Genomic DNA, 25,642 nt, shown 5'->3' on the forward strand with positions numbered 1-25,642 from the left:
CAACATCTTTTGCTCAAATTTGCCAATGATGGACCGCCTGTATCTTCATTTGCTGGCTATACGGGTATGCAGTAGCTTCAGGAATTCTGGCCGTACAGCCGGTGATGAGTTGAATCGCCATGATAACTGTTGTTGCTTTGCTAAAAAATCCTGCCATCTGCTTTGCTCCAGCCCAGTGATTGAGAACGGTGGTTGAATCATTTACTGTTTAAAGTGATCAACGTTCCCAAACGTGATTTCAGAAAGGTTGCATTCTAAACCCGTACATCATGCTATTTTCTCTATCGGATAGAAATTTGAGAAATATAGATAAAGATCAAATTATTGCAAACTTAACTCTGTAGATACGGAAAGTGGGAGAAATTGTGTGCAGGATCTGCATTATCCATTAGATTGTTGTCCTTGACCTACCCAGTGTATAGTTTCGTACTCGATATCAACCTGTTAAGCAGCTTATTGCACTTTTATATATTATGGCCTTGGATTTACACATACATTCCACCTTTTCAGATGGAACAATGACACCAACCCAGCTGGTTGAGTTAGCAAAGAAAAAGGGGCTCAAGGCGATTGCCCTGACCGATCATGACACTGCCGAGGGAGTGGCTGAGGCTGTCGCAGCGGGTGAGCGCCTGGAGGTTGAGGTGGTGAGTGGCATTGAGTTTGGCGTCATTCATAAAGAGACCCATTTCCATATGCTCGGCTATGGTTTCGATTACGATGACAGTCATTTGCTTGGAGTATTGAGCACGATTCAGGCAAACCGTGATGACCGCAATAAGCAGATAATTACCAGGCTTCAAGGGTTTGGAATAGATATCTCTTCTGAAGAGGTAGCGGCAAAATCTCAGTTCGGCCAGACTGGGCGACCCCATATCGCACAGGTGCTTGTGGAGAAAAAGCAGGCTCGTTCGATCGACGATGCCTTCAGCAGATTTCTAAAACGCGGTGCCATTGCCTATGTGCCAAGAAGGGTATTGAGTGCGAAAGAAGCAATCGATACTTTACACGGTGCCGGCGGGGTCGCGGTAATGGCGCATCCGGTAACTATCGATACATCTCTACAGAACATTGTGCCACTTTTGAATATTCTGGTACATAAAGGGCTTGATGGAATTGAAGCCTACTATCCCACCCACAGTACAAAACAGAGAAAACATATTTGCAGCCTGGCAGACAGGTATAGTCTTGTGGTAACCGGCGGGAGCGACTATCATGGTGATATTCGTCCAGGAACAACGCTCGCTGGAGGCAAAAATGTCCATGTGCCGGCGAAGGTGCTGGAGCCTCTCAAAAGACAGATAAGCAAGATACGACAAACGAATAATAACACCGGCGTTTGAAGTCGGAAGAACTACGGAAAAACTTATGTACTCCATTCTTATAGTCGATGACGAACCGAACTACCTCATTGTTCTTTCTGAACTCTTGAAAGATGAAGGCTATGAGGTCTTTACCGCGCCTGGTGGTGCGGAAGGGTTTGAGATGGTCAAACGTCTTGATTTAAACCTCGTCATTACCGATATGCAGATGCCGGAGGTTGATGGACTGCAACTTCTCTCGAAGGTTAAGGAATATAATGCGGATCTTCCGGTCATCATGATCACCGCTTTCGCCGAGGTGGATAAAGCGGTGGCGGCGATGCAATCTGGTGCTTACAGCTATCTGGCAAAACCATTCTCCAATGACGAACTGCTGGTTAACATTCAGAAGGCAATTGAGTTGTACGTGCTTGTTCAGGAGAACACCAGACTGCGGAGCGAGATTAAAGGGAAGAGCAGTTTCTCGGGGATGGTTGGTAAAAACCCGAAGATGAAGCAGGTCTACGAGATGATCGAGAAGGTTGCCCCAACCCCTGCTTCGGTACTTATCTCGGGTGAAAGTGGCACAGGTAAAGAGCTTGTGGCAAAGGCAATCCATATGAATTCTCCCCGTGAGAAAGGGCCGTTTATTACCGTGAATTGTGCGGCCCTTTCTGACAACCTGCTTGAGAGTGAACTTTTCGGGCATGAAAAAGGAGCCTTCACCGGCGCAGTTGCAATGCGCAAAGGGCGGTTTGAACTGGCACACAAGGGCACGATATTTCTGGATGAGATTGGCGAGATTCCTCTGCCGCTGCAATCCAAACTGCTGCGGGTTCTACAGGAGCGCACATTTGAAAGAGTTGGCGGGACCAAAACCTTTGAGGTTGATGTTCGTATTATCAGTGCTTCGAACCGGGAGCTGAAAGAAGAGGTTGCAAAAGGTCGTTTTCGCGAAGATCTTTTTTACCGTTTGAATGTTATTCATGTATCTCTGCCCGCGCTGCGGGAGAGAATGGATGATATGCCTCTTTTGGTGGAATATTTTATTACGAAATTCAAGGACCAGTTGAATAAGCCAGATCTTAGTATTTCGGCTGAAGCTCTGAGGTTGCTGATGAAATTACCGTGGGAGGGCAATATCCGTGAGCTTGAGAATACTGTTGAGCGCGCCGCCATCCTCTGTAATGATAATGTGATTGAAGCGGATGATGTTCAGCCTGATTCTATACGCCCAATGGAACAGAGTAGTTGGAGTCAGAACCTTGACCTGCAGCAACTGCTGCCTGATTCAGTCGGGCTGAATGACGTATTGTATACAGTAGAAGAGAAAATGCTGCACCAGGCCCTAGAGGATACCGGCTATGTACAGGCTCGTGCTGCTGAAAAACTGGGCATCACTAAGAGCCTTCTGCAATATAAGATGAAGAAATACGGAATTAAAAAGAAGAAATAACAGTTATCAATAACAAAAAAAGACATGAAAAATACCCATACCGCTTGAGCAAGCGGTATGGGTGTTTTTGCGTTCAGTCATCGGGGGGAGCGAAGTATTTCAGGATTGCTGATCCTGGCTTCCCCAGCGCAATTTGTTCCTGAGGATAGTGAAGTAGTCTCTTTTGGGGGAGACGATGAGTTGGAGCGGATGTTCCGCTGTGCTTATCTGCAGGCTGTCTCCATCCTGCATTTCCCAGCATGGCTGACCATCAATGATAACCTGAGCGCACTCTGCGTTGCCATTGCTTTCGAATCCTGTAGTAATGGGGGTTGTCGCCGGCAAAATTATAGGTCTGCTGCTTAGCATGAAAGGGCATATCGGGGTTACCAGAATCGTGGCAAGCCCGGGATGAACGAGTGGTCCGCCGGCAGAGAGATTATAGGCCGTGGAGCCGGTAGGAGAGGAAAAGATCAGTCCGTCTGCTTTATATGTTGTGATGTAATCGTCTCCGGCCCTGGTTGCAAGGTGGAGCAGACGGTCCAGGGTGTTCTTATTGATGACGATGTCATTTAAAGCGTAGCGGTACGGCTCAGGCCCCTCCTGTTTGAGTAACCGGGTCTTGAGCATCAGTCTGTTTTCAATCATTACCTTGCCGCTGAGCAGGTGAGACAGTGCGTTTTCAGTCTCTTCTGCGGCAAATTCTGTAAGAAATCCCAGGTTGCCAAGGTTGATTCCTGCTACTGGGATAGAGTGACGTGCCGCATCTTCTGCGATGTGCAGTAATGTTCCATCACCCCCCAGGGCAATAGCCGCGTCAAGATCCTCCGAAATAGTATTCAGCACAACGGAAATGCCTTGGGCCCGGAGTACGGAAGAAATCTTTTCGGCATGCTGCTGGGCGTGTGCGTCGTCCTTTTTGGTTATAAGGCCAACTTTGCGAATTTTAATACTTCGCTCTGCTTTGAACGGTTTGCTGATAGTATTCATTCTAATAACCCGGCATGCGTTTTATGAGGTAGTGGAATTTGAGAGAAGCACTCTGTTTCTTGTATCAAGCCAGCACGTTGTCTGCCAAGTTCTAATCAAGTCGATGATGAATTTCAATTGATAATTCAAGAATACCATGTATCCTTTCCGGCAGAGTGTCCACGGTTCTTGTGGCCCACTCTTGAAGAAGGCAAGGTGTGATTGTACCTGGAAAATTCGAATTTACCGTGATAATACGCCTCTTAGTGGGAGGAGAATATGATTGATAAGGATTTGCTGGCCATACTGGCCTGCCCGAAATGCAAGGGGCACTTGAAATATCTTGAAGCAAAGGAAGGGCTTGCCTGTGAAACATGCCTGCTGCTCTATGAAGTCAGGGAGAATATCCCTGTCATGGTCATAGAGGAAGCAAAGACCTTAAAGGCTGAGGATCTGGAGGGTTGAACGCCTTCAACATAAAACTTTCAGCAACATACCATCGCCGGCAGCAGACTATACAACTCCGGCGATGGTTTCTACAGGTTACCTATTTAATCAGGCCCATCTCTTTTTCTTTTTCGCAAACCAGGAGTTTGGTTTTAACTGCTGTGTCTGGAATAAGGCTCATTGAGTCTATACCGCACTCAACCAGGAACAGGGCAAACTCGGGATAATCCGACGGTGCCTGCCCGCAGATGCCGATCTTTTTGCCCCTGCGCTTGGCGGTTTCAATAACCATCTTCACCATCGTTTTAACTGCTTCGTTACGCTCATCGAAAATGTGAGCAACAAGGTCAGAGTCGCGGTCAAGGCCAAGGGTCAGCTGGGTCAGGTCGTTGGAGCCGATGGAAAAGCCGTCGAAAATATCGGCAAATGCATCTGCTGAGATAACATTTGAAGGAATCTCGCACATCACGTAGATTTCAAGGCCGTTTTCTCCCTGAACGAGACCGAATTTCTTCATGGTCTCTATAACCTTTCTGCCTTCTTCGGGAGTGCGGCAAAAGGGTACCATCAACTTGATGTTGGTGAGTCCCATCTCATTTCTGGCTTTCAGGAGTCCTTCGCATTCCATCTCAAACGCATCTATGTACTTATCGTCGTAATAGCGAGAGGCACCACGCCAGCCTATCATTGGGTTTGATTCGACCGGTTCGTAGAGTTTTCCGCCAATGAGGTTGGCATATTCGTTGGATTTGAAATCGGACAGTCGAACAATAACGTCGCGTGGGTAAAAGCCTGCACCGATCCGTCCTACGCCTTCTGCAATCTTGTCGATGAAGAACTGACGTTTATTGTGAGGGTAGGCAGTGGTTTTCTCCTCAATTTTTTCAACGATTTGCTGAACTTCTTCGTCACCCGCAGCAGCTTTTTCTATGAGGTTGTCGAAATTGTGGAGCGCCATCGGGTGAATACCGATATGGGCGTTGATGATAAATTCCTGTCGTGCCAGACCTACACCGTCGTTTGGTACCTGGCATTCGACGAATGCCTTTTCCGGAATACCAACGTTGAGCATGATTTTGGTGCGGGTGTCAGGGATGGTGTCGAGGTTGGTCGTGTTGATGGAGAAGTCCAGCAGTCCGTCATAGACATTACCGGTCTCACCATCGGCACAGCTGACGGTGATGTCCTGACCGGTGGTGATTTTTTTGGTGCCGTCTTCTGTACCGATAACACAGGGAATACCAAGCTCTCGGGAGATGATGGCTGCATGGCAGGTGCGGCCGCCCCTGTTGGTCACGATACCGCCTGCTTTTTTCATTACCGGTTCCCAGTCGGGATCAGTCATATCAGTGACAAGTACTTCACCCGGTTGGAAATCATGGATGCCGGCAACGGTCTCAATCACCCGGGATTTACCCTGGCCGATTTTGGTACCTACTGCCTGGCCCGAGGTGAGAATGTTGCCATGCTCTTTGAGGATGTATGTCTCAGTGATGTTTTTGGAGTTTTGTGAATGAACGGTCTCCGGCCGAGCCTGGACAACGAACAGTTCACCGGTACCGACGGTTTCGCCGTCACCGTCTTTGGCCCATTCGATATCCATGTTGCTGCCGTAATGATCTTCAATGTGAAGGGCCCATTCTGAGAGCTTAAGGAGGTCATCATCGTTTAAGATATAGCTACCTCGTTCTGCCGGAGTGGTAGCAATGTTGACCACAGTCTCTTCGGCGTCTTCAGCCTCGTTGTAGATCATCTTTATTTCTTTACTGCCGACCTTTCTGGAGACTACAGGGCGTTTTCCTTCCCTGAGAGTCGGCTTGAAGACATAAAATTCGTCAGGAATGACTGCACCTTGAACGACGTTTTCACCGAGTCCCCATGAACCTGTAAGGTAGACGACATTCTCGTACCCGGATTCGGTATCAAGGGTAAACATAACACCGGAACAGGCCGCATCTGAGCGAACCATCTTCTGAACCACGATAGAAAGGTACACATCAAACTGGCTGAACCCTTTGTCGTGTCGGTAGGAGATGGCCCTGTCGGTAAAAAGGCTGGCAAAGCACTGGCTGCAGTAGTCAAGAACCGCATCATCGCCGCGAACGTTCAGGTAGGTGTCCTGTTGGCCGGCAAATGAAGCATCCGGCAGATCTTCGGCGGTGGCGGAAGAGCGAACAGCTACATCAACGTTTTTGCCATATTCTGCTTCCATTTTGTGATACGCTTCAAGAATCGCATCGCGAAGATCGTCTGGAAATTTGATGTTTCGTATGAGTTCACGAACCTTTCGGCCACGCTCCTGGAGATTGCGGAGATCGTGGGTATCGAGATCAGAAAGAATCTCAGATACAGCCTTGTCCATGCCTGTGGATTCGATCAGGTGTCGATAAGCATATGCAGTGATCGCAAAGCCGTGTGGGATATTGACTCCTTTTGAGGTAAGATGTCGGTACATCTCACCGAGTGAGGCGTTCTTGCCACCAACCAGTGGCACGTCATCAATAGAGATATCATCGAACCAGAGAATGAACTCTGTGGCGTGTTGATCACTCATTACGGCATTTCTCCTGAACTGTTTTGGGGTGTGATACACGAAAACGTGCTATTGGATTGAAAAGGGCTATACCCTGTATTGTACCGGGTGACACTCGAAAGTTGTTCCGAGTCTGTGCGCGAGCATATTAGATTATCAGTAATTTTGCACGATAGTACAAGTGTTACTTATGCATGTCAAGAAGGTAGAGCGGGGCAAATAGAAAAAAATCTGTACATGGACAGGCTTGTCGCTTAAGAAAGATGCGGTAGAATTACATATGGATTCAGAATGTTTATCTGTGTCAATGGTTGCCGGGATCGGTTTTTGACAACAAAATACGGGGGCTGCATATGTCACATAGTAAGGATGTGGAGCAATTTAAAGCCAAGTATATAATCGAAGACGATCATGCTGCAAGTGATTATTTCAGCATGATTAAAGAACTTGTAAAAATAAGAAATGAGACCAGTGACTTTTCATGGCAGACAGAGATAGATACAGTCTATGCCATGGTTCGTAAAGAACTGGTTGAAAACCATGGTAAGCCATTGAGCCCATTGAAATTTGGTACTTCAGGCTGGCGTGGAATACTTGGGAAAGATGTTTTTGCCCGATCGATTGGTTGTGTAACAGCTGCCATAGTCGAGATGTACCGGCTGGTGGAATCAGACCCTGTCATGACCAGCAGTCTTGGAGTTCAAGATTTTGATGAAGCGAAAAAGCGTGGTTGTGTGCTTGGCTATGACAACCGCTTCGGCGGGGAGTTGCTTGCCAGGGCGGTGGTAAAAGTGCTGACAGATAATGGTTTTACAGTCTATTACTCAGGTGAATCAACGACCGGTGCGCTGTCTGCTGCGGTACTCGAACTTCATGCGGCATTTTCCATAAACCTGACCCCCTCCCATAATCCTCTCGAGTATGGTGGGTATAAATTCAATGCGGCCGATGCGGGACCGGCAGCAGCAGAAGTCACCGAGACTATAACCCGACTGGCCAGGGAAATTATCGATAGTGATTTTGATATCGAAAGTTCGGCCATTACGGGCCTTGAGATACTTTCCTTGTCTGGAGTAACTGAAATCAGAGCACTGGATTACTGGAAGACTCTGGTGAGGAAAAATGTTGATGTGCATGGGATTGACTACGATCAGATAGTAAAAGATTACGCCGATGCGACAGATTTGATTGTGGCCATAGACTCTGTTCACGGTGCGTCTCGAAATGATATTTGCGAACTTCTTGAGGTAGAAAAAGGAACCGGCTACTTTGGCTTACGGGATACACCGGATGTGACTTTCGGTGGCATAGCCCCGGAACCGTCATCGGCAAATATCAAAGCCATACATGAATTGCTTGCCGGCCGTTCTGAAAAATACCGGGTGGGTGCGATCATTGACCCGGATGGAGATCGAATTCGGTTCACAGACGGCAGGGAAGAGATCAGTATGAACCAGTTTGGTGCTATGGCCTACCATTTCCTTGTTGTTCACAAAAAGAAAAAGGGGATGGTGGCGAAAACTGTTGCCACTTCCAACATGGCGAACCAGCTGGCTGAATCTTTTGGTGAAAAGGTTTTTGAACCGAGGGTCGGTTTTAAGGAATTTAAACCGGTTATGGGGAAGGCCCTGGTCTTTTTCGAAGAATCAGACGGAATATCGATTATTGGACACACTCCGGAAAAAGATGCTTACATTGGACTGCTGCTTGCCCTTGATATGGTACTCACAACCGGCAAAAACCTGAGTGAATACAAAGATGAAATTGAGGCGGAGTTCGGTGCATTTTATGCCGATCGGGACGGAATTGAAGTGAGCTACCGAGGTGAAGAGCTTCTGGAAAGGCTGAAAGAACTTGAAAAGTATGGTAGAGGAAGCTCTCTTATTGTGGGTGGCGAGCCAAAAGAGATTGTTGAGGTCATCACTATTGATGGCCGAAAGATGATTCTTGACGATGGCTCGTGGCTTATGATACGACCCTCAGGAACTGAACCCAAGGTCCGGTTTTATGTCGAGTCGCGCACTCCGGACGGGACGCAGGATCTGGTCGAAACTGCGCAGAGGTTGCTCAGGGAGATTCAGCTCGTTTAAAGCTGCGGAAAATAGAAGTACCACAGTAAGTCAATGGTATAGAAATTGTTAAAAAAATCGAAGTTGCATTTTAGGCTTTCCGTATTATTGTCAGCATATAACAGATAATCATAGTGAATTGTTATTTTTAGGAGCCATCAATGTGGGAATATACTGATAAGGTTCAGGAGCATTTCCTGAATCCGAGAAACGTTGGAGAAGTAGATGATGCAAATGGTACCGGTGATGTCGGTTCTCTTGCCTGTGGGGATGCCTTGAAGCTGACCATAAAGGTGGATGAGAACGATGTGATTACCGATGCCAAATTCAAGACCTTCGGTTGCGCAAGTGCAATCGCCTCATCTTCTGCTTTGACTGAAATGATCAAGGGTATGCCGGTCTCTGAAGCCGAGAAGATCACTAATGAAGATATTGCTGATTTCCTGGGCGGATTGCCAAAAGAGAAAATGCACTGCTCAGTGATGGGAAGAGAGGCACTTGAAGCTGCCATCGCTGATTTTCGTGGCATGGTGCTGCCGATGGCTGAAGGTGAAATCGTCTGTGAGTGCTTCGGAGTGACTGATATCGAGGTTCGCCGTGCCATTCAGGAGTCAAACCTTCGCTCAGTCGAAGAAATCACCAATTTTACCAAAGCTGGTGGTGGCTGCGGAAAATGTGAAGATAAACTTCGGGCGATTCTGGAAGAAACTGTTGTCGGTGCCAAGCAGGTGAAGCTTGAAGATGCAGCTCCAAAACGCATGACCACCTTGCAGAAAATTAAAAAAATTGAAGAAGTCCTCGAGAGAGAGGTTCGACCCGGCCTGCGTAAAGATGGCGGTGACATCGAATTGATCGACGTAGATGGCGATTTTGTTATAGTTTCGCTGCGTGGGGCGTGCAAGAGTTGTCATAAGTCTCAGACCACGATTAAAGAATATGTTGAGGTGAAACTCCGTGAACTGGTTCTGGATACTCTTATTGTGGAGGAAGCAAACTGATGAGCCAGAAAAACGAAGAAGTAGTCTATCTTGACAACAACGCCACAACGTGTGTTGCCCCTGAGGTTGTCGAGGCAATGATGCCGTACCTCACTCAGTTTTATGGCAATCCATCCAGCATGTACAATTTTGGCGGCCAGGTCGGTGAATCCCTGAAGATAGCCCGTAAGCAGGTGGCTGATCTGATTGGTGCAGATCCGGAGGAGATAACCTTCACCAGTTGTGGTACCGAAAGTGATTCAACAGCGATTCTCTCAGCTTTGCAGTCGTTTCCGGAGAAGCGTCATATTGTCACTACCAGGGTCGAGCATCCTGCAGTTAAGAATCTCTGCGATACAGTCGATACTCTCACCGGGCATAAACACCGTATCACCCGCCTCAAGGTAGATGCCGAAGGTATGCTGGATCTCGATGAGTACAAAGCTGCCTTAGGTGATGACACCGCAATCGTCAGTGTAATGTGGGCCAACAACGAGACCGGTGTTATTTTTCCAATTGAAGAGATGGCCCGTATTGCGAAGGAACGTGGTATTCTCTTTCACACCGATGCTGTTCAGGCGGTAGGCAAGGTGCCGATCAACCTGAAAGAGTTAGAGGTGGATTTTCTCTCCATTTCAGGACATAAGTTGCATGCACCCAAAGGTGTGGGCGTACTGTATGTAAAACGAGGTACACCATATACTCCATTTCTTGCTGGTGGACACCAGGAGCATGGACGACGTGGCGGTACCGAGAACGTGGCTTCCATCGTCGGTCTGGGTAAAGCATGTGAGCTTGCTGCTGCCAAGATGGAAGAAGAAAACACCAGGGTCAAGGCACTGCGTGACAAACTTGAGCAGGGACTTCTCGCATCTATTCCCAACTCAATGCTGAACGGGCATAAAACAGAAAGACTTCCCAATACCGCAAACGTAAGTTTTGAATATGTTGAGGGAGAGGCTATATTGCTGCATATGAACCGGTATAAAATCTGTGCCTCATCCGGGTCTGCATGTACCTCCGGGTCACTGGAACCATCCCATGTCCTCAGGGCGATGGGTGTTCCATTCACGGCGGCACATGGTTCTATCCGGTTTTCACTCAGCGTGTACAATACAGAGGCAGAAGTTGATTTCGTTCTGGAGAAGATGCCGGAGATCATTGAGTCTCTGCGCAAAATGTCCCCATTCTGGAAAGGTGATCAAACATGATAATCGTTGAGCCGTCATTTGAAATTCAATATGATCTGGACAGACAGCCTATCGCTGTACGATTGGAAACATGTGGGCGTATCTGCTACAAGAGTGAAGATAAAATCACCGAAGAGTCAGCTGTACCATTTGTAAAGAAGATCGCAGCGCATGGACATAATTCCGTGCTTGAGATGGCTGTAGCCACTTATAACGTGGTTTGTCATCCAGACCATGTGCTTGAATTTCATGCCTGCCAGCCAAAATTCTTTGTGACTGACAGGACGGATTCCGGATTTATTGTGACCGGATCGATTCGTGCTTTCCGTGAAATGTACGGCAACTATGCTGATAACAGTGTAGTGAGCGAACTGGTACGTGACCTTGCCGGACGCTACCAGTATCTGTTTGAGGGTGTTTATCTGCCGGCGGAGTCGTTGCCCCCACATGAGGAAATCAGCATTACCAAGCTGAGCCTTGATGAGGTGGAGGACCTGCCTGTAAATCTGCTTGCCCGTCATCGCTTTGTGGGGGTCAAAATGATCACTAACAGGGCAGTGACCCACGAACTTGTACGACATAGACCGTGTTCCTACTTGCAGGAGAGCCAGAGATATTGTCGCTATAATCAGGACAAATTCGGTAACCAGGTAACCTTCATTAAGCCTATGTTTTATGAGGATGGTTCCCCCGAATATCAGCTTTGGAAAGAGGCAATGGAGGAGACCGAAAAGCTCTATTTAAAGCTTCTCGAAAATTCGACTCCACAGGCAGCGCGAACTGTGCTCCCTAATTCCTGTAAGACAGAGATTATCACCTACTGTAATCTTGAAGAGTGGAAGCATATATTTTCATTGCGCACTTCTCCTGCGGCAGAGCCTTCAATGAGGGAGATAATGATCCCGCTCGAAGAAGAGATGCGAAAAAGGTTCCCTGTCCTGTAATACAAACGTACCGAACTCAAATAAAAATCCCGAACATTTCATGTTCGGGATTTTTATCTCTTCTCATGATTCCCCCTAAAGCTTTTCTTTACAAGCCGATATGCATAATGGTTCAGGATTGGGTCACTTGCCAATCTGTCGCGCCTCGCACGTCACGTTACTCTCTTAACTCTTTCAAGCTAAAGTAGGGGAGTCCTAATTGATTTTTTCCCTCAGAGACTTCTGAGGCGAGATTTTCACCTTTTTTAAAAAAACTTTATGATGATTCACTGAAAAACTATTATTTCTAGACGAAACTTATATGAAAATAATGTATTATCGGCTGATTATTAATCAAAAAATAGATCAGACCTGAAATATCTGGACTGGTTAAGTGTTAAAAAAAATACTGAAGTTGCCTTTTGGGAGTTATTTTAATCTGGCAAATCCCTGTGTTATGTGTATCTTAGACGTTATGCAACAAGCTATTTAGAGTAATCCTCAATTCTCACAATATGTTGCAGTATATAACATTTATGTGCAGTGGATTTTGTTTTAAGATTCCGAGGGCAGGAGTTTTAGATTTTTGCTTTATTACGTTCAGATCTATATCAAATACTGATACTACATATTACTATTCCGGCAGTAGTGAATTGGGCAGCCATCGGATCATTAGTGGCGGGATAGTGCATTTCCTCATTTAGGTCGTAGGTATATGGCACCCAAATCAAGTTCTTTAAAGCATAGATCTTCAATGCGGAAAACGGTTAAAGATCAGTCTGGTGCAGGAAAAATAAAAATTGGTGAATTGTTGAGTAAGGCTGGCTACATCACGCCGACTCAGCTGGAATTTGCCAAAAAAGAGCTGCAGAAAAGCGGTGGCCGGCTGAGTACCATTCTGCGTCGCCTGGACTATATTGATGAAGATACCGTCTTCAATTTCTTAAGCCGTCAGCATAATTACCCCCCTGTAGTCATCAAGAACGAGCCTCCATCAAAGGATGTGCTCGGCATTATGGAATATGAAAAGGCCAAGGAATATATGGCCTTTCCTCTACGGATGGCTGGAAACACCCTCCAGGTCACGATGGCCGAGCCTTCCGACTCAATGGCGGTTGAGGAGCTTCAGGATTTTCTCGGAAAAGAACTTTCTGTGTGCGTATCAACTGAGTCGGATATTGTTGAGGCATATAAAAAGTACTACAAAATTTCCGATGAAGAGTATAACTCGTTCTTTGACAAGAGCGAGGAATTTGAAGAGGAAATTGAAGTAACTCAGGTTGATGACTTCGGTTCGATCCTGGCTGAAGCCGCTGATGATTTTGAGATAGAGAAGGATGAGGACGATGGTCTTGGCGATCAGTTTGCCGCTTCAGATGCACCAATTATCAAGCTGGTGAACGGAATTCTCATTAAGGCTGTTCAGGAAGGGGTTTCCGATATTCACGTGGAACCTTACGAAAAAACGATGCAGGTTCGATATCGTAAGGACGGCTCACTGTTTAAGTCCATGAACCTGCCGTTAAGTATCAAGAACGCCCTGGTTGCCCGCATGAAAATTCTAGCCGGGCTCGATATCACAGAAAGAAGAGTACCGCAGGACGGTCGAATCAAAATGCGGATGGGGCGAAACAGATCCGTCGATTTCCGTGTATCATCCCTGCCCACCCTGTTCGGTGAGTCTGTAGTTCTTCGTATTCTTGATAAAGGATCGCTGAATGTCGATCTGACCATGCTTGGTTTTGAACAGTCAACGTTTGATATGTTGAGGCGCTGTCTAAGCAGTCCTCAGGGCCTGCTTCTGGTTACCGGGCCAACGGGTTCAGGTAAGACAGTTACCCTCTATTCGGCATTGAATTCACTTAACAGTGAGGATATCAAGATCCTGACCGCAGAAGATCCGGTGGAATTCAACTTTAAGGGAATTAATCAGGTAAACGTCAATACCGAAGTCGGTATGACCTTTGCCGCTGCCTTGAAAGCTTTTCTCCGTCAGGATCCGGATATCATCATGGTTGGTGAGATTCGTGATATGGATACTGCAGAGATCGCCATTAAGGCTGCGATGACGGGCCATCTCGTTTTTTCCACCCTGCATACAAATGATAGTGCCGCGACAATAGGCCGTATGATCGATATCGGGATCCCCCCGTATATGCTGGCGTCATCTGTGACTATGGTGCTCGCTCAGCGATTGGGAAGACGGCTCTGTAATGCCTGCAAAAAAGTCGTAAGTTACGATAGGGACACACTCATTTCAGCAGGATTCAATGAAGATGATTTAGATGACCTTACAATTTATGGCCCCACAGGCTGCAAGGAATGCAGTGGTCGAGGTTATAAAGGTCGAGTTGGTTTCTTTGAGCTGATGGAGGTAACCGATGAGGTGGCCACGGCAATCAGTTCAGAAGTGCCTGAAGATCAGCTCAGAAAAATTGCTGTGCAGGAGGGCATGACACCATTACGGGTAGCTGCCTTGCATAAAGTTCGCGATGGAATTACCAGCCTTGATGAAGCTTTGAAGAGAACAGTAGCGCACAAGGAGAGTCTGCCAGCCTACCTGCTCAACCCGGATGTGGAAGAGTACGAGGATGGTGATGTCATAATCAGAGAGGGCAATACCGATATTGATTTTTTTAAATTAATACGAGGAGCGCTGACCGTAATAAAGGGTGGTAAAAAAATCGCTGAACTAACAGAGCCTGGCGAGTATTTCGGTGAGATGGCTGCAATATCAGGAGAAAAGAGAACTGCCACCATTGTTTCGCAGGGGCGTTCAACTATTAAGCGTTACCCTGGTGATAAATTGGATGAGGTGGTGGATAAATATCCTGAAGTCACAAACCATTTGTTCAAGTCCATGGCTGCTCGTCTGCAGAAATCCAATCAGATTATTGTCAAACTTGCCGGTGGCGGCTCCAGGAGACCACCATCCGCGTCCCCCATGAGAAAATAAGTCACTGAGAAAGTTCGAGAGCAAAAGAGAGATTGGCGATCAGGCGATTGTATGCAGTCTGGTAGCTGAAGTTGCGTTGCGAAGATGCCATAATGAGCAAAGAGAAAAATATGAAAGTCGCATTGTTCCTGGAGGGAAGTCCCGGACATGAGAAACAGAGTCTGGCAATAATCCAAGGGCTTAAGCGATTGGTTAGCGTGGAAGTTACTGAGTTCAGGCTCCCGGAACGTACAAAATGGCAGAGGTTTTTTGATATCGGCAGGCTTTTTCTCGGTAGTAATAGGGGGAAGGTACAAGGTCTCGATGATTTTGATCTGGCAATCGGGACCGGAAGCCGGACCCATGTCCCCCTGATCGCTTGCAAGAATTCCTACGGTATACCAATAGTTACCTGTATGGCTCCTGATAGGCTGTTGCGAGGGAAATTTGATCTATGCTGCGTGCCAAGGCATGATCAACTTGAGGAAAAGGAAAACATCCTGCTCACAGACGGACCTCCTGTTTTGTCGGCGGAAAAGAATATCCGGAGAGAACCCGATAAAGGATTGATCCTGCTGGGTGGGATAGATGAATCGAGTCATTTCTGGCGTGGAGTCGAATTAGCTGAATTTATCCGCAACATAGTTCATGAGGGGAAAGATATCCAATGGTCAATAAGCTCTTCCCCCAGAACTCCCGATGATACGGTTGAAATCCTGAAAGGTTATTCGGAATCACAGCCGAATGCGACCTTTTTTGACTTTAAAGATACCCCAAGGGGATGGGTTGAAGATCAATATGCAAAATCAGGAGTAGCCTGGGTAACAGCAGATTCAGTGTCCATGATCTATGAGGCTCTGACTGCAGGTTGCCGAGTGGGTATTCTGCCTGTTCCTTGGAAAAATGCCAGGAACAAATTCCAGAGGAGTATAGATTTTCTTCTTTTGAAGGGTTTGGTGAAGGTGTATTCACCTGCTGAGTCTACCTCCTTGTTATCTATGGCTGAACAGGATTTTAATGAAGCCGATCGATGTGCAGAAGAGATTTTAAGAAAAATTCAGCCGACAGGCTAGCTTAGGCTATTAAGGCAGTGTTGAAGACTGTCCTGTTTGCCATTCCCTCGTATTCATATAAATGCGAATTTTCTTTCATGGAAATTCGCATTTTTTATTTGTAGCTGATATAGTTTGCAAGGATGTATGTCTCGAAAATGTTTGAAATAGTTCCTATTAGTAAATAAAATCGGGACTCGGGCAGCAATTAATATTTTTTTTGGAAGTCTGGTATGTCCTAGGCTTGGGCTGGCAATAGACGAAACAGTTACGACCGGCAATCCATATGGTCTGTGTTTGGGTAATCCAGGTAGTTGTAGATAGATAAAAGTATTTTGCAGTAGGTTAAGACATAAAGTACCGCCAGTACCGTGAATGAGTTGTTAAAGAGTAGATGGTCAGCCGCTGCGGAAATGTAACACCCTGCACCGGTTATTCTATTTTTTCAGGACAAGGGGGACAGGCGCATTATGCTATATGATAAGCTGACCGTTGTGCAGGTGCTTCCCGAGATGGATGAAGGTGGTGTTGAGATTGAAACTCTTGATCAAGCAGTCTACCTGGCTGAAAAGGGCCATAGATCCATCGTTATTTCAGGAGGAGGGCGGCTCGTAGAGAAATTGGAGAGAGCGGGCTGTCATCACCTGACATGGCCTGGTATCGGCAAGAAAAATTTATCCTGTTTGAAATATATTCGTCAATTCCGTCAATTCCTTCTCAACGAAGACGTCGATATTGTCCATTTACGTTCACGTCTTCCTGCCTGGGTCTGCTATTACGGTTGGAAATCTCTTCCGCCAAGTGAACGCCCTCCATTAATTACCACCTTTCATGGTTTTCATTCGGTAAATCGATATTCAGAGATAATGACCAGGGGAGAGCGGGTAGTTGCTGTCTCCAAAACAATAAAGGACCATATTGTTGATAATTATCAGACAGCCATAGAAAAAATCACCATAATTTACGGTGGCTTTGATAGAGAACAATTCGCACCTGACGCCGTGAGTAGTGAACGTCTAGATAATCTTCGTAAAACATGGGGCTTGCAGGAAAATGACGAACCTGTAATTATACTGCCCGGCAGATTGACCAAGTTGAAAGGTCAAGATGATTTCATAGACAGTCTTGAGCTTATAAAGCACAGGAACTTTAAGGCTTTTTGTATAGGTGAAATCAACGAGACCAAGGCCTTTGTCAAAGAGATACGGGCGAAAATTCATCAATACGGTCTCGACGAACGAGTGAAGCTGGTTGGACATTGTGACGACATGCCCGCTGCAATGTTGCTTGGAGATATTATAGTATCAGCAACTTCCACTCGACCGGAAGCTTTTGGCAAGGTAGCAGTAGAGGCGATGGCGATGGGGCGACCGGTTATTGCTACTGCCCACGGAGGAAGTTTGGAAACCATAGTGGACGGAGAGACTGGCTGGCTGGTTGAGCCGCAGAACCCAAACGCTATGGCCCAGGCAATTGATACAGCATTGCGAGATGGAGCCCGTCGGAACAGGCTTGGCGAAGCCGGTAGGCGCAGAGTGCTGAAGTATTTTACGGCAGAAAGGATGTGTGAGGGAAATCTCACACTGTATAGGCAAATGCTTGCAGAAAGGGATTCACGTTTTAAAGATAAGAAATTGACAGTGCTTCAAATGTTGCCCGAGTTGGAAAGCGGTGGCGTTGAGCGGGGCACTTTGGAAACGGGCAAGCATTTGGTCGCAAATGGCCACCGTTCTCTGGTCGTATCCGGTGGTGGGCGATTGGTTGATCAGCTTGAACAGGAAGGTAGTCAACATTTTCAAATGAGTGTCGGGAAAAAGTCCTTAAGCGGTCTGAAGTATATCCCCGCTCTCAGAAAGTTGATGCGTGAGGAAGGTGTCGATATTCTCCATCTTCGCTCCAGGCTTCCTGCCTGGTTAGGTTATCTGGCCTGGAAGAGTCTGCCTGCAGCCGAGAGACCAGTTCTGGTTACTACCTTTCATGGTTTTTACTCGGTTAACGCCTATAGCGCTATAATGACCAAGGGTGAGATTGTAATAGCTGTCTCAGAGTCTGTGAAAGAACACATACGCGAGTTTTATGGCGATCATATTCACGTAAAACCGATTTTCAGAGGCGTGGCCGAAGAGGTCTTTAACCCTGAAGTGATACCTGCTTCCCGTGTTGAAGCATTGCGCAAAGATTGGGGACTTGATGAGAGCAAACCCGTCGTAATGTTGCCGGGTCGATTTTCCCGCTGGAAGGGGCAGGATGTATTTCTCAGGAGCCTTTCGCGGTTGAGTGCTCTTGATTTTCAGGCAGTCTTAGTGGGAGATCCGAATGAGACACCCAACTATACTGAAGAACTGAACACCATAATTGCCAAGCATAAATTGCATGATCGTGTGAAAATGGTCGGGCATTGCAGCGATATGGCTGCAGCGTATTTGCTTTCAGACATTGTAGTATCTGCGTCCTCAAGCGAGCCGGAAGCATTTGGTCGAGTCTCCATTGAGGCTATGGCCATGGGGAAGCCGGTTATCGCCACAGCCCATGGTGGCAGTCTTGAGACTGTTGTGGATGGTGTGACTGGCTGGCTTATTGAGCCGGCTGATTTTCAGGCTTTGGCAAGAGCCCTGGAAAAAGCACTCACCCTGGAAAAACCGGAATTGGAACAATTCGGTGGTAACGGCAGAAAGCGTGTGTTGCAAAAATTCACGACACGGTCGATGTGTGAACAGACTGTGGATGTTTATTACCGATGCCTGCAAAATAGATTGGAGGCAAAAGGTATTGCAGCAGGGCGCTTGGGACTCTCAAGCTAAGCTGGTGAAGGTAAAATATGTGGTGAAACTGCTTTGACATAGTCAGAATTGCGGTACTGTTTTAAAAAGCCTGTTGTGGTTTATTCCATAACAGGCTTTTTTTATACAGATACTACTGTCTGCCGATCTCTTTGATTTCAGGCTGGATGTTCGAATCAGGAGAACGGTCCTGGGAAAAGAAGCGTTTCAACTTGCCGATGAGCAGACAGATACCTCTCCAGATTTTTGGAAGTAACCATATTCCGGCAAAGATGAATACGACAAACAGTACAAGAAACGTGACCGGATAATGTAAGGCGGCCCAAAGCCCTCCAACTACTGCGACATCCTCTGTAACTGATGCTGTCCAGTTTGAAAATGGTTCTGGAGAAGTGTTTATCAGGACGCGGGACCCAGCTTTCAGCATATGACTGGTGGCAGAAACAGTTCCCCCCAGTATACCCGCTGCGATAGAGAAGGCAGGGCTTACATCTCCCACAGCACCGGCAGCCAGGATGACTCCTGCAGGTATGCGGATAAATGAGTGGATGGTATCCCAGCCGGTATCTATTCCCGGAGTTTTGTCAGCAAAAAACTCTACAGCATACATGGTACAGGCAGCCATTATAACAAGAGGATCCTGTAGTACGACGAGTCCTTCTGGAAGTGCGATATTGCCTGTAGAGCCAAGTATTCCAAGCATGGCAAGGGTAGCATACAGGTTAATTCCACTGGCCCATGCTGTTCCCATGGTCAGTGCGATGGTTGCGATAATAGTCTGGTATTCGTCCATAACTGATTTACCTGCCTAATTTCTCTCTTTATCAGTAGCAATTGTATACTTCTAAATTACCCCGTGCTGTTTAACTGTTTTCAAGTAATTGCCTGCGCAAAAATTCGCATTCTATAGGAGAAAGATCAAATTTCTGGGCGACTTTATTGATGGTCGCGTTTGCAGAAAGCTCAGGAGTTGTTGTGCGTAACTGGCTGTACTCGTCTATTGCTTTTCTGAGTTTATCTCCAGGAAGTTCAGTCGGGCGCTTTGTTGTCATCGTTTACTCCTTCAGCCTGTGCGTTGGCAACAGGCTGTAAAATAATTCCTGCAAGGGGGGGAAGGGTAATAGCAGTTTTAAAAGGTGCTGAGCCGTGGGGGCCAGGTTCAGGCTGAATCTCCATTTCTTTAGTATACGAACCGCTTCCTCCATATGCAGTATCGTCAGAACAAAAAAGGAATCGATATTTCTGTCCGCTTGGCAAGCCCACCTGGTATTCATAATAGGTCTGGGGCGTAAAGTTCAGTATGCAGACGAGGTGATCATTGTTCTCCTTTGCATATCGGGTAAAAGAGATTACCGAGTTGTTACGGTCTTCAAAGTCAATCCATTTGAATCCTTCGTGCTGAAAATCCTGTTGCCAAAGGCTGGGATTGTTCCGATATATGGTATTTAAATCTGAAACAAAATCAAGCATTTTTGCATGACGAACATTTTCTTCAAGCAGGTGCCAATCAAGGCTGGTTTTACAGTACCATTCATTAATTTGCCCGAATTCCCCACCCATGAACAGTAACTTTTTGCCAGGATGAGTCCACATTGAAAAAAGCAGGAGCCGGAGGTTGGCAAATTTTTGCCATTCATCACCCGGCATTTTACTTAACAGAGAGCGCTTACCATGAACAACTTCGTCGTGTGACAAGGGCAAGAGAAAATTTTCGGAAAAGGCATACATTAATGAAAATGTGAGGGTGTTATGGTGAAATTTCCGAAAGAGAGGATCCTTGGCGAAATAGTTGAGCATATCGTTCATCCAGCCCATATTCCATTTAAAACCGAAGCCAAGCCCACCCAAGTTGGTCGGTCTGGAAACACCAAAGAAGCTTGTAGATTCCTCAGCGATCATCAGGGTGTTTGGGTAGAGATCATACACCACAGAATTTACGTGGCGGATGAAATCAATAGCTTCGAGATTTTCCCTGCCTCCATAACAGTTTGGCAACCACTCTCCGTCTTTTCGTGCATAATCAAGGTAGAGCATGGAGGCAACCGCATCGACCCGCAGCCCGTCAATGTGGAACTTATCCAGCCAGAACAGAGCGTTGGAAATGAGGTAATTACTGACCTCTCTTCTGCCATAATTGTAAATATAGGTGCCCCATTCAGGGTGGGCGCCTTTTAAAGGGTCTTCATGCTCATAGAGTGCGGTACCGTCAAAGCGGGCCAGACTGTGCTCGTCACGGGGAAAATGGGCTGGTACCCAATCGAGAATTACACCTACGTTGTGCTGGTGGCACTGGTCGACAAAATACATGAATTCTTCAGGGGTGCCGTAACGGCTGGTAACACTGAAGGGGCCGGTGACCTGATATCCCCAGGATTCATCAAGAGGATGCTCCATGATTGGCATGACTTCAATGTGGGTAAAGCCGAGTTTTTTCACATAAGGGATGAGTTGGGCGGCAAGCTCTTTATACGTGAGGAATCGCCAGTGATCTTCTGGATCACGTTTCCAGGAACCAAGATGTACCTCATAAACAGCCAGTGGCTTGTCGTAGGGCTCTGAATGATGCTGCTGTCGCACCCATTTTTCGTCTTGCCATTGGTGATGGTTCAGATAATTGACAATGGATGCGCTGTTGGGACGGAGTTCACCCTGAAATTGAAATGGATCAGCTTTCTCCAGTAATTTATCTTGTTGGCTGCGAATCAGATATTTGTAAAGAGTTCCCTCCCCGATCCCAGGCAAAAACAGTTCCCAAATGCCGGAAGCGCCGAGCGTTCGCATGGGGTGTACTCTGCCGTCCCAACGATTGAAGTCTCCTATGACGGAAACACTTCTGGCGTTTGGTGCCCAAACTCTGAAAGAGGTTCCGCTGATATTTGAAAGAATCGCCTTATGGCTGCCGAGATGTTCATAAATACGGTAATTGGTACCAAAATTATACAGATACCTGTCTGTTTCTTCGAGCTGGGGGAGAAATCTGTAGGGGTCGTTTATCCTTTTGCTTGAACCATCCGAAAAAAGTAGTTCAAATTGGTAGGTATATGGGTCCAGATGGGGATCTGAAAACCAATCTCGTTTCAGCTGAATTTCGAATAACCCTTCCTTGTGTATTCTGGGCAGCACCTTACGCCTGTTCCCGCTCAAAAGGGCGACGCCATCGGCGTGGGGCTGAAAGGTACGGATTACAACAAGCTCACTATCACTTTTAGAAAAGTGTACCCCGAGATATTTAAAAGGATCGTGGTGACCTGTGTAAAGGATACGTTCGAGATGTTCATTTATCATGGAGTTGCATTACATTATATTTTAAGGATCTGGTAAGTCCTTGCTTTAGGTTACAGAGATTGTAACACATTTAAATGTAAATCAATATATTAGCTAAAAGCTTGAATCAATATCCTCAAAATGCCGACCAGCCAGGATATTCCATGTTAGGTAATCTCAAAAGTTTTGTCATGTCAATGAGGGAGATAATTGGAAAAATAAATCTGACGCCGTGCCCCGGCATTACCGTACTAGCTCGAACTTGACTGGGTCAAGACACCTTTGATAAACTGTAGACAGTACAATTCAAGACCAAAATAAGGCAAGAATTGTAACTGGCCTGATACGCCATTGTTCACGGAGACGGAAAATGAAAGAAGATAAAGCCCCGATAATAAAGGACCTGACAGGTTCGTTTCTGGTGTCTACACCGCAAATGCCGGATCCGCGCTTTGAAGAGCAGGTAATATACATATGCGCACACAGTCAGGAGGGGGCAATGGGGTTAGCCATAAATAAGCCTAACCCTGCATTTTCCATGGCCGAAGTGTTGCAGGGCGCTGATTTGCCCATCCCAGTAAATGAACTCCCGCCGGTATACATCGGTGGTCCGGTCGAACTGGAGTCAGCGTTCATTCTTTATACCTCGACATATAAAACCGAGTATCAGCTGGAAGTGACCTCTACGGTATCACTTTCCAGGGAGACCAAGGTGTTGCAGGATATAGCAGAGGAGTGCGGCCCGGAGAAGTTTCTGTTCCTACTTGGTTATACCGGATGGGGGCCAGGGCAGCTGGAAAGGGAACTCGTTGATGATGGTTGGTTAATGGTGCCCGCTGATGATACGATAATTTTCGATCTCCCCAACGAAATGAAATGGAAAGCGGCTGCACTTCAGTACGGTATTGATATAAGTACATTCTTAGATGTTGTAGGATACGCGTAATAGAATAACGAATTTTACAGTAGTGCATCAGGGCGCTCCCTTTTTTCGGGAGCGCCTCTTTTTTTGAGGCTGGTATCATCTGGAATTGTTATATATGCAACTCTCAGAAATATGATTTTACGGTGTAAAATTTCATTTTCGATCATATTGTGATCATTTATACATTTTATAATTAAGGTGTTGCAGGATTTGGAGTAGATATGTCTGATATCGAACAACTGTTCTCGTGTGCTCGCTGTGGTTATTGCTGTCAGGGAGAGACAACTGTATCCCTTGATGAGGACGATCAGCGGATAATGTGCGAAGCGCTTGGCATGGAAAGAGACGAAGTAGCAGAAAAGTATTGGAGAATTACCGCTAATGTTGTGCAGATGAAAATCGTTGATGGCCACTGTATTTTTTACGATGAGGGATGCTCTGTACATGCAGGGAGGCCCTGGCGGTGTCGGGAGTGGCCTCTGCATCCATCTATTCTTAGCGATGTTAACAATTTCAGCACCATATCAGATTCCTGTCCTGGAATCAGGAAAGACACAAGCTATGAAGAGTTTTGCGGCGCATTGAAAAAGTTGATGGCTACCAGAAAAAAGATAAGCTGTTAACTGGCTTACAAGCCATGAGCTATATACAGGCACACTTTCGCAAGGAAGAATGTGATGAAACATGAAGTAATTTTTCTGGGCAAGACCAAAGACTCTTTTATTTCAGAGGGAATAAAAGAGTATACTTCCCGCCTCAAGCATTACACCCAGTTTGTCACCAGGGTTATTAAAGAAAAAAAAGCAGGCGGCAAGGCGGATATCACCCAGGAGGGAAGGAAACTGCTGGAGGCAATTCCTGCCGGGTGGCTTGTTGTCGCTCTTGACTCACGGGGCAAACAATACACATCAGAGCAGTTTGCGGGAACCATCAGCGGTTGGGAACAACGTGGGGTCAAGGGTGCTTGCTATCTGATCGGCGGGCCTACCGGGATTTCCGGGGAGGTGATCAGCAGGGCTGATCTCTGTCTTTCACTGTCTGAGATGACCTTTACCCACGATATGGTGAGAATGCTGTTGGTTGAGCAGATTTACCGTGCTTACACCATAAAAGCAGGCGAAAAGTATCATAAATAGTGGTTCATGTCCTTTTGAGATGCGCGGTAAGGTAGACATCGAACCTGCTATTCTTCATTTGTATTTCATGACTTGGCTCTAGTGGGTTTTCGCAGGAACCATCAAGGCGGGGGGCGCCTTTAGGACGTTTGACGACAACCCTGTTGCCTGCAACCTCTAAGGCCACTTTGAGTAGTTCAGGGCCGTCTTCGTCATCGCCCACTAGATCACGGATGACCCGCATCTCTTTTTTGTTCAGAGCAGATTTGGCGGAATGCGGGTACATAGGATCAAGGTAGACAGTGTGTATCTGGTTATCCATTTTTTTCAAATTATTAATGGAATTGCCGGAAAGCAGGGTGATTCTCCGGGTAACAATTTCATGAGTTCGTTCATTGTTTGCCGCGCGTTCCAGGCCATCTTCCAGCAGGGCATGCAGAATAGGTGATCGTTCACTCAGTATTACCTTGCAACCCAGCGAAGCAAGCACGAAGCCATCAATGCCCAAGCCTGCTGTGGCATCAAAGACATCTGGTCTGAATCCTGATTTTACCCCGACAGCACGTGCCAGGGGTTGTTTAATCGTAGTGTTTCTCTGGTGTCGGTAGCCTGTGCTGCCTTGGACAAAGTCGACGAATATGGGGGCGAATGTTTCGGATTTTTTGTTAGCCGGATTGGCCCTGAGTTCCAAGCGCTGATCTGTAAATGTCAGGATATATTGAGTTTCACAACGATCGGGCTTAATGTACGGTATGTTGAACTTTTTTGCGGCATCCAGAGCTTTTTGTAGTATTGTCTCAGAAAGTGCGGTAGATGAAATTGAAAGATGTGAAGAGGTTGTCATGCTGTAGCAAAAATGTGGTTGTGGTTCCGGTATGATGTGACGTCGTTCAAAGTCGAAAGAGTCAGTACTACCCGTTTAAAATAATAGCAAACATTACCGAGTTCAAAAATGCAAAAAGAAAAGATAGAAGTTGTTGCGATCATACCTGCCAGGTATGAGTCGAATAGATTTAGAGGCAAGCCGCTGGCAAAGATTGATGGCAAGCCAATGATTCAGCATGTGGTTGAGCGGGCCAAACAGGTTAGCCTGCTGTCGAGAGTCGTTGTGGCAACGGACGATCAGCGTATCGGTGATTGTGTAGAATCTTTTGGTGGCGAATATGTACTCACCAGAAATGATCATGTTTCAGGCTCTGATCGTCTGGCTGAAGCGGCGGAGCTTGTAGGTATCTCGGAGCATGACGTCGTAGTAAATATTCAGGGAGATCAGCCTTTGTTTCCACCAGAAGTCGTGGAACAGGTAGCAATGCCCCTGCTGGAAGACCCGGCACTGCCCATGTCCACCTTGATATACAAGATCATCAGGGAAGAGGAAATTAACGACCCTAACCATGTGAAAACGGTTTTTGATAGAGATAGCTACGCGCTCTACTTTTCACGATCTCCAATCCCGTTTCAGCGTAACCCAGAAGATAACATCTCTCCGACATATTACAAACATTTAGGCTTTTATGCCTACCGTAAAGGTTTCCTGCTCACATTTGTGGCCTTGCCGGAGGGAGAGTGGGAGCGTTTTGAAAAACTGGAGCAGCTTCGGGCTCTTGAATATGGGTACAAGATCAAGGTTGTACTCACCGAACACGACTCAATAGAAGTCGATACCCCGGAAGATCTTATTCGAGTTGAGGAATTTTTGAAACAGCAGCGTTGATTGGCTTTTTCAA

General features: G+C 46.5%; 21 protein-coding genes. 14 read left to right on the forward strand and 7 right to left on the reverse strand.

The genetic code is table 11. The annotated features are described in order from the left end of the window. Window positions 1-13: 13 nt before the first annotated feature. On the reverse strand, window positions 14-157 hold the full coding sequence (locus FCL45_RS14005) for a hypothetical protein (RefSeq protein WP_153305535.1): 144 nt from the start codon (window positions 155-157) through the stop codon (window positions 14-16). A 316-nt stretch (window positions 158-473) separates the two neighbouring features. On the opposite strand from FCL45_RS14005, the gene FCL45_RS14010 reads away from it, so the two are divergent. Both FCL45_RS14010 and FCL45_RS14015 read left to right on the forward strand, forming a co-directional pair. Beyond that, entirely contained in the window at window positions 474-1,343 is an 870-nt protein-coding gene (locus tag FCL45_RS14010; protein ID WP_136795863.1) for a PHP domain-containing protein, read from the forward strand. A 25-nt stretch (window positions 1,344-1,368) separates the two neighbouring features. Beyond that, window positions 1,369-2,757: a sigma-54-dependent transcriptional regulator gene (locus tag FCL45_RS14015; RefSeq protein ID WP_136795862.1), complete on the forward strand. Its 1,389-nt coding sequence runs from the start codon at window positions 1,369-1,371 to the stop codon at window positions 2,755-2,757. A gap of 99 nt (window positions 2,758-2,856) precedes the next feature. On the opposite strand, the gene FCL45_RS14020 is transcribed toward FCL45_RS14015, so the two are convergent. Next, a complete protein-coding gene (locus FCL45_RS14020; RefSeq protein ID WP_136795861.1) occupies window positions 2,857-3,726 on the reverse strand; it encodes an NAD(+)/NADH kinase in 870 nt (289 codons plus the stop codon). Window positions 3,727-3,984: 258 nt separating this feature from the next. On the opposite strand from FCL45_RS14020, the gene FCL45_RS14025 reads away from it, so the two are divergent. Continuing rightward, window positions 3,985-4,170, forward strand: a complete 186-nt coding sequence (locus FCL45_RS14025; RefSeq protein ID WP_136795860.1) for a Trm112 family protein — start codon at window positions 3,985-3,987, stop codon at window positions 4,168-4,170. 82 nt (window positions 4,171-4,252) lie between these two features. On the opposite strand, the gene ppsA is transcribed toward FCL45_RS14025, so the two are convergent. Continuing rightward, entirely contained in the window at window positions 4,253-6,706 is a 2,454-nt protein-coding gene (gene ppsA / locus FCL45_RS14030; protein WP_136795859.1) for a phosphoenolpyruvate synthase, read from the reverse strand. A gap of 332 nt (window positions 6,707-7,038) precedes the next feature. Here ppsA and FCL45_RS14035 point away from each other — a divergent pair, with 332 nt between their 5' ends. The 7 genes from FCL45_RS14035 to FCL45_RS24620 all read left to right on the forward strand — a co-directional run bounded on the left by FCL45_RS14035 (window position 7,039) and on the right by FCL45_RS24620 (window position 18,632). Next, on the forward strand, window positions 7,039-8,775 hold the full coding sequence (locus FCL45_RS14035; protein ID WP_136795858.1) for a phosphohexomutase domain-containing protein: 1,737 nt from the start codon (window positions 7,039-7,041) through the stop codon (window positions 8,773-8,775). A 140-nt stretch (window positions 8,776-8,915) separates the two neighbouring features. Continuing rightward, on the forward strand, window positions 8,916-9,752 hold the full coding sequence (gene nifU / locus FCL45_RS14040; protein WP_136795857.1) for a Fe-S cluster assembly protein NifU: 837 nt from the start codon (window positions 8,916-8,918) through the stop codon (window positions 9,750-9,752). Then, window positions 9,752-10,942, forward strand: a complete 1,191-nt coding sequence (gene nifS / locus FCL45_RS14045; protein ID WP_136795856.1) for a cysteine desulfurase NifS — start codon at window positions 9,752-9,754, stop codon at window positions 10,940-10,942. The genes nifU and nifS overlap by 1 nt, the downstream gene beginning before the upstream one ends. Next, window positions 10,939-11,865, forward strand: coding sequence for an FAD-dependent thymidylate synthase (locus tag FCL45_RS14050; RefSeq protein WP_136795855.1), 927 nt, complete (start codon window positions 10,939-10,941; stop codon window positions 11,863-11,865). Before nifS ends, FCL45_RS14050 begins: the two co-directional genes overlap by 4 nt. A gap of 733 nt (window positions 11,866-12,598) precedes the next feature. Further along, complete coding sequence (gene pilB / locus FCL45_RS14055; RefSeq protein ID WP_228721336.1) at window positions 12,599-14,800, forward strand: type IV-A pilus assembly ATPase PilB; 2,202 nt, start codon at window positions 12,599-12,601, stop codon at window positions 14,798-14,800. A 110-nt stretch (window positions 14,801-14,910) separates the two neighbouring features. Further along, window positions 14,911-15,852: a mitochondrial fission ELM1 family protein gene (locus FCL45_RS14060; protein WP_167495657.1), complete on the forward strand. Its 942-nt coding sequence runs from the start codon at window positions 14,911-14,913 to the stop codon at window positions 15,850-15,852. A 449-nt stretch (window positions 15,853-16,301) separates the two neighbouring features. Next, window positions 16,302-18,632, forward strand: coding sequence for a glycosyltransferase family 4 protein (locus FCL45_RS24620; protein WP_228721337.1), 2,331 nt, complete (start codon window positions 16,302-16,304; stop codon window positions 18,630-18,632). 112 nt (window positions 18,633-18,744) lie between these two features. Here the strand turns inward: FCL45_RS24620 and FCL45_RS14075 are convergent, their stop codons facing one another. The 3 genes from FCL45_RS14075 to glgB form a co-directional block, all read right to left on the reverse strand. Further along, window positions 18,745-19,404, reverse strand: coding sequence for a DUF4126 domain-containing protein (locus FCL45_RS14075; RefSeq protein ID WP_136795852.1), 660 nt, complete (start codon window positions 19,402-19,404; stop codon window positions 18,745-18,747). Between the two features lie 70 nt (window positions 19,405-19,474). Next, window positions 19,475-19,663 carry a hypothetical protein gene (locus FCL45_RS14080; RefSeq protein ID WP_136795851.1) on the reverse strand — a complete coding sequence of 63 codons (189 nt, stop codon included), beginning with the start codon at window positions 19,661-19,663 and terminating at the stop codon, window positions 19,475-19,477. Continuing rightward, window positions 19,641-21,896 carry a 1,4-alpha-glucan branching protein GlgB gene (gene glgB / locus FCL45_RS14085; protein WP_136795850.1) on the reverse strand — a complete coding sequence of 752 codons (2,256 nt, stop codon included), beginning with the start codon at window positions 21,894-21,896 and terminating at the stop codon, window positions 19,641-19,643. The genes FCL45_RS14080 and glgB overlap by 23 nt, the downstream gene beginning before the upstream one ends. A gap of 349 nt (window positions 21,897-22,245) precedes the next feature. Here glgB and FCL45_RS14090 point away from each other — a divergent pair, with 349 nt between their 5' ends. From FCL45_RS14090 to FCL45_RS14100, 3 genes are all read left to right on the forward strand, one after another. Next, window positions 22,246-22,821, forward strand: coding sequence for a YqgE/AlgH family protein (locus FCL45_RS14090; protein WP_136795849.1), 576 nt, complete (start codon window positions 22,246-22,248; stop codon window positions 22,819-22,821). A gap of 200 nt (window positions 22,822-23,021) precedes the next feature. Continuing rightward, on the forward strand, window positions 23,022-23,423 hold the full coding sequence (locus FCL45_RS14095) for a YkgJ family cysteine cluster protein (RefSeq protein ID WP_136795848.1): 402 nt from the start codon (window positions 23,022-23,024) through the stop codon (window positions 23,421-23,423). 54 nt (window positions 23,424-23,477) lie between these two features. Next, complete coding sequence (locus FCL45_RS14100; RefSeq protein WP_136795847.1) at window positions 23,478-23,936, forward strand: 23S rRNA (pseudouridine(1915)-N(3))-methyltransferase RlmH; 459 nt, start codon at window positions 23,478-23,480, stop codon at window positions 23,934-23,936. A 4-nt stretch (window positions 23,937-23,940) separates the two neighbouring features. Here FCL45_RS14100 and FCL45_RS14105 read toward each other — a convergent pair whose 3' ends face one another. Further along, window positions 23,941-24,759 carry a class I SAM-dependent methyltransferase gene (locus tag FCL45_RS14105; protein ID WP_136795846.1) on the reverse strand — a complete coding sequence of 273 codons (819 nt, stop codon included), beginning with the start codon at window positions 24,757-24,759 and terminating at the stop codon, window positions 23,941-23,943. Window positions 24,760-24,867: 108 nt separating this feature from the next. Between FCL45_RS14105 and kdsB the strand changes: the two genes are divergently transcribed. Further along, a complete protein-coding gene (kdsB, locus tag FCL45_RS14110; protein ID WP_136795845.1) occupies window positions 24,868-25,629 on the forward strand; it encodes a 3-deoxy-manno-octulosonate cytidylyltransferase in 762 nt (253 codons plus the stop codon). Window positions 25,630-25,642: the final 13 nt, after the last annotated feature.

This window comes from Desulfosediminicola ganghwensis, assembly GCF_005116675.2.
GTDB classification, from domain to species: Bacteria; Desulfobacterota; Desulfobulbia; order Desulfobulbales; family Desulfocapsaceae; genus Desulfopila; species Desulfopila ganghwensis.